This is a genomic window from Methanospirillum sp. (genome assembly GCF_035560735.1).
GTDB lineage: Archaea > Halobacteriota > Methanomicrobia > Methanomicrobiales > Methanospirillaceae > Methanospirillum.
The window spans coordinates 1-4,679 of sequence record NZ_DATMYY010000007.1; the positions used below are offsets into that span (position 1 = coordinate 1).

3 protein-coding genes are annotated in these 4,679 nt (G+C 44.8%); 1 reads left to right on the forward strand and 2 read right to left on the reverse strand.

Translation table 11 applies throughout. From position 1 onward, the window contains the following. Nucleotides 1-17: 17 nt before the first annotated feature. A complete protein-coding gene (locus VN429_RS00175; RefSeq protein ID WP_325628488.1) occupies nt 18-578 on the forward strand; it encodes a LemA family protein in 561 nt (186 codons plus the stop codon). Between the two features lie 224 nt (nt 579-802). Here VN429_RS00175 and VN429_RS00180 read toward each other — a convergent pair whose 3' ends face one another. Together VN429_RS00180 and VN429_RS00185 are read right to left on the reverse strand one after the other, a co-directional pair. Continuing rightward, a complete protein-coding gene (locus VN429_RS00180) occupies nt 803-2,050 on the reverse strand; it encodes a diadenylate cyclase (RefSeq protein ID WP_325628493.1) in 1,248 nt (415 codons plus the stop codon). Nucleotides 2,051-2,225: 175 nt separating this feature from the next. Further along, complete coding sequence (locus VN429_RS00185) at nt 2,226-4,517, reverse strand: NosD domain-containing protein (RefSeq protein WP_325628490.1); 2,292 nt, start codon at nt 4,515-4,517, stop codon at nt 2,226-2,228. Between the last annotated feature and the right edge of the window lie 162 nt (nt 4,518-4,679).

The following is a 4,679-nucleotide window of genomic DNA, read 5'->3' on the forward strand; positions in this document are numbered from 1 at the left end:
GATAATAACTGATCTCTATGATCCTCCTAATCGTCGCCGGTGTTGTTGTACTGGCAATAATAGGCCTTGTTATCTGGGCTGTATCACTTTACAACCGGTTCTTCAGCCTGAAGAACACACATGAGGCTACACTGGGGCAGATCAAGGTTGCACTTAAGAAACGCCTTGATATGATCGAACAACTCCTGGGCGCAGTGAAATCATATGCAGCATTTGAGAAAGATACTCTGGAGAGGGTAACAGCTATGCGTGCATCTGTTGGATCTGCGGGCGCAGGAGACCTAGCAGGAATTGAGGCCGAATCACGCTCTATGCTCGGAAGACTCTTTGCAGTAATGGAAAATTATCCAGACCTAAAGACTTCCCAGACTGTTACATCCCTGATGGACTCGGTAAAACAGGTGGAGGATGAAATCGCCAGGCAGCGGTACACAGCAAACAATGTTGCCGAGCAGTTCAACACCATGATGGATACAATTCCCTCAAATTTTATCGGGAAATTTGCAGGTCTTATCAAACTTCAGTACCTGGAATTTACCGGGGAAGATATTGAAAAGAGACCAAACATCTCTTTTTAATTTTTTCTAGGAGTCTGAAGAACAAGAAATCAGCAACGTACAGAGAAAAGGCCTTTTTTTCCCTGAAGCAGTAACAATAATTATCTGACCAGATAATAGACAAAAGAATGGAGAAATCAAGATTCAGGGATTATTACGGAGAATAAGGTTTCAGATATCAATAACCATTTCAGGGATATCAAAACAGGGTTGAAAGATCATCTGTGCCAATGACAAGAATAAGATCACATCGTCTCAACGATAACCTTTCCTTTGGCAAAGACTCTGACAACTCCGCCACTCTCTGATACCACAACTCCAAGAGCATCGGTCTCCTGGGTGATAGCAGCAACCGAGACATGCCGTGTCCCAAATCCTTTTGGCAGAGTGACTCCGCTGGTATCGATAGAGATGTACCTCCCAGCAGCCTCAACAATACCATTCTCCCGTATAACAAACGCTCCGTCAACGAGTGATAACTCTTTGATATTCTCCCGCATATCAGGGTTTGTTATCAACCTGTCTTTTTCAGAATGACCGGAAACAGGATTCAGTATCAGTTGTCTTGATCGTTCAAGAACCGCATTGCTATCTCCAAGGATGAACGCAGTTCCTACCGGCTTGCCTTCCCTCCCCTCCCGGGCTATCTCAAGTGAGAGCCGTAAGACAGCTTTGAATATTTCAGGATCACCGGTAAAGTAGGGTTCAACATCTGCAGCAATAGCATCCAGATCGGGAAATGGCCCAGGATTTGTCTGGAGTGAACGGGTTGAAATGGATATTTCACCAGTTTTCACAGCTTCCAGGAATTTCCTCCGGTGATACAGAACAAACCCTGCTGCAAATAGCCCCGCAATAACAACTCCTGATGCAACCCAGATCAGAGGGTTGCCTTGTGGAGGCGGAGCAGTAACTGGGCGATGATCTGTTGTATTGTTTACTCTGATACTGGTACTATTTGCTGTTGCGGGATACCCGGGATCTATTGTAAGAAGGAACCGGTATGACTGATAAGCCTCGTCCCACATGCCAAGGCTCTCATAACAGAGTGCCTTGTGATACCAGGCATCAGCATAATAGGGTTCTCGTGCAATAGCACGATCATATTCTTCAATAGCGGCAGAATAATCACCTGTATCTTCATATGCCCGTCCCCACTGAAAGTAAGTTGAAGCTGACTCATTATCATTAAGATTTCCGGTCTGTTTTCCTTCAGGAGTTCCTGTAGTTTTCACACCCGTTGGCGTTGGTTTGACCTGTGGAATTTCCGGTGTTGGAGTACCTGAAGGAGTGGGAGACGACTGATCTACGGGTGGTTTAATAACTGGCTCTTTAGTATGAATCGGAGCAATGGTTGTTTTGACCGTAGCGCTGACTGTTGCCTTGGTTGGCGTTTCAAGAGATGCAAGTGAAGTCACTTGCGTTGATACAGCCGCCCCGGAAGATTCAGCTACCGCCCCCTGACCGACTGCAGATACTGCAAGAAGGAGCACCAACAGTATGCAATACCAGGGGGAGGGGTCCATGGTACAAATAACGTTTTTTTGCAAGATAAAGATAACACCCAGTATTGAGGCCTGATTTTTTTATTCTGCTGAATTATCAAATATATTCAGGGAAAGCGCCCCACTCAGCAAAGAAGGGGATACCTGAATATTCAAGCCCGGCTTAGGCAAATCCAGCCATTATGGTGTGGTCAGTGGTAACATTAATGAACCGATACTCAGACATCGGACTCGTTTTGATACCGTCGATCACCAAATATGAGATCTTATGATAATCATCAGCAGCAACAATGAATGAACTGGTTCCTTTATCCTCTACACTCACAGAACCATTTGGACTGATAGAACCTCCCGGACCTGATGAAGCCTGGATAACGTGTGAAGATTGTGAAGAGATAGTCTGATTGACACCATTTACCACAACTGCCGCAGTTGGAGGCTGCGTAGCATGGACTACCGGGGTAGCGGTCTGGTTAGTTGATATATTGGTTACACCCGATGTCTGGTTTCTGATTGCAAGCGAGGAAGTTGCTGATTCAGTCTTGTTCACTGAAGACACGGAAGTATTTGCCGGACTTGAAAGGCCGGTAGTGTTTGGAACTGTTGCAGAATATATACTGTCCGATTGTTTTACTCCATTCTGGACAGGCTTAGGTCCAGACTGACTGGTTACATTAGAAACATGCTTAGTCAGGGTTACTGTGATCGTTGTTGTTTGACCAGATCCCGGATATGGTGAGATTGATCCTGAAACCGGAGTATATCCATCTTTTTCAATACGGTAGGAAGTATATTCAAGCCCACCCACAGGAACAGGGACTGTCAGGTTCTTCTGTTGCATTGGATCGAGTTTAATTTCAGAACCGGTTGTGGTTGTCAGAATTACCCTGCCACCTGCCTCTGATGCCAGAAACACAAGGTACCCATTCTGTGCAGGAAGATTCAGTTTTTCAGATGACTGATTAATTGAAGAGGTGTTCAATCCTCCGGATTGTGAAGATACGTTTCTATTTTCAGAGACCTCAACCGTGTGGGAATTGTTAACGGGACTCGGCACTTGGAGGATCTGGCTATTTTCTGCAGGATATCCATTAGCAACAGATCGGTTCAGAATTGAGTCATTTATTGTCAGGACCGGAGTTAGAGTAGTCACATTGGTTATATTGACAAATTTTGTGGAATTTGTGGCATTAGAAACATTTTTTTGTTCTACCTGTTTTTCCGTGGGTGTCGGAGCCAAAGATTCCTTCACATGAGGGACTGTTGAAATATTTTCTGATACCGATGGTTGTTCAGAATCACTCACCGGTTTTGTTTCATGTTCTGATGTCTTACTTGATGTATTATCAAGGGTTGAATTGGTAACATTGGCATCAGGAGTTATCTCTTGTTCCTCAGGAGCCTTGGTCGCGGTAGTGTGAGTAAGGGGGAGGTAGTCGATATTGTACTCATTTATCCTGTAAGACTTATCTGCAATACCAAATCCATCCTTATCTGCTGCTGAATCTGAGTATCCCTTACCACCGGCTGCAGACCCCCAATAGTTACCTCCAAGATACGGACCACCAAGAATGTTGGTGCCTGGTTTCCGGGTAATATTCCATGAGATGTCGGTGCTGACATCATCAACAAGAACATTCTCAAATGAACTAAAGTAATTGTTTGTGATCACGGCATTATGGACATCATTTCCAATAATAAGGACTGGACCTACTTCAGTCTGAGACAGGGTATTTCCATTAATCTCTGATTCCTTTGAATTCTCAATCTTCAATGCTGCATACTTATTATCGCTGATTCCATTCTTCTTTACAATAGTGCCTTCAGAATCGGTAACCTCGACACCATAAACCTTGCAGGTATTGATTGTATTTTCTTCAATAGTTGTCTGCTGCGAGTTAGTGATACTAATTCCCTGGCCACAGCCCTTGATGGTATTCTTCTTCAGATCAGTATTTGTTGAAAGTCCTTCAACAACCACTCCCGATGAGCAGTCATGGAGCTGGTTCTCTTCAACCCTGACATAATCTGAGTATTCAACACGAATACCCACATCACATTTCACAATATCACATTTGGTGATGAGGTTTGAATCGCCCTTCTGGCCTTTTACATAGGTGTAATCAATCCCACTCTCCCAGTTTTCCAAGTTGAGATTTTTCACCGTCACATTGGTTATTGAGCCGCCATACTGATTGACGAACACACCGGCTGACTTTTCCCTCTCCTCACCACCAAGGAAGTGACCGGCACCATCTATCACGACGTTTGAGCATTGAATCTGAATACCATAGATATCAGTGATCTCCCGGGCATCTCCACTCAGTTCATAAACACCGGGAGTGGTTATCACCGCTGGTGCTTTTATCGGCTGGGCAGCAGCCATTGTCCCAAAAAGTGCCCCCATGACAACCAGAAGGATTACCCCCCGGCTGATCTGTCCCATCCTACTCATATTAGTTACACCTGATTACCGCTTTCCGGAAGAGGTGACCTCAAATAAACCCCGTCACCGGTCAACGCCATATTAGTAAGATTTCCTCCGGTCGGCTATAAGGTTCTCGGCTTATGACCTCTTTTTTCCATGGTGGAGCAGAAAAAGCCTGGTACTCTGAAC